1 protein-coding gene is annotated in these 834 nt (G+C 58.0%); it reads left to right on the forward strand.

The annotated features are described in order from the left end of the window. The coding region (locus EXE41_RS18585; protein WP_137691793.1) for a hemolysin family protein at positions 1-775 on the forward strand (775 nt) is incomplete at its 5' end. Positions 776-834 lie beyond the last annotated feature (59 nt).

The following is an 834-nucleotide window of genomic DNA, read 5'->3' on the forward strand; positions in this document are numbered from 1 at the left end:
TCAAACGGGCGAGCGTGAGGGGGTCCTCGACGAGGAGGAACACCAGCGGCTCCAACGCGCCCTTCGATTCACCGATGCCACTGCCAAGGAGGTGATGACCCCCCGCCTCGATGTGGCGGCTATCTCCAGTGATGCGACCGTTGAGGAGGCAATCCAGAAGTGTATCTCAAGTGGTCACGCAGACCTACCAGTTTACGATGGGTCGCTAGACAGTGTGATCGGCGTCTTCGACATCCGTGACCTGCAGGATTCGAACTACGACACTTTCGACGACCTCGACGTAGAGGACGTAATCGCTCCAACGCTCCACATCCCCGAGTCGAAGAACGTCGACGCGCTCCTCTCGGAAATGCGCGAGAAACGGATACAGATGGCTATCGTCGTCGACGAGTTCGGTGCCACTGAGGGCCTCATCACGATGGAGGATATGACCGAGGAAATCGTCGGCGAAATACTGGCGGGTGACGAAGAAGATCCGATCGAATTCGTTGACGATGACACCGTCCTCGTGAACGGTGGGGTTAACATCGAGGAAATCAATGAAGCGCTCGACATTGTACTGCCAGAAGGCGAGGAGTTCGAGAGCATCGCGGGCTTCGTTTTCAACCTTGCGGGCCGCCTTGTCGAGCAGGACGAAGAGTTCAACTACGAGAACGTCACGCTCCGGGCCGAACAGGTGGATGACACACGTATCCAGAAGGTCCGGGTAACTGTCGACCGTGACACCGCCGAGATCGAAGAGGAGACGCCGGTAGGCGAGGGCAGTTCCGAGTGACCGGGAATACCTGAGCGCCCGAATCAGCAGGTCCTCAATGAGCGCGTCCATCCGGTCAA

Origin of the sequence: Halorubrum sp. SD690R (genome assembly GCF_005435035.1) — an archaeon.
In the GTDB taxonomy this organism is placed as follows: domain Archaea; phylum Halobacteriota; class Halobacteria; order Halobacteriales; family Haloferacaceae; genus Halorubrum; species Halorubrum ezzemoulense.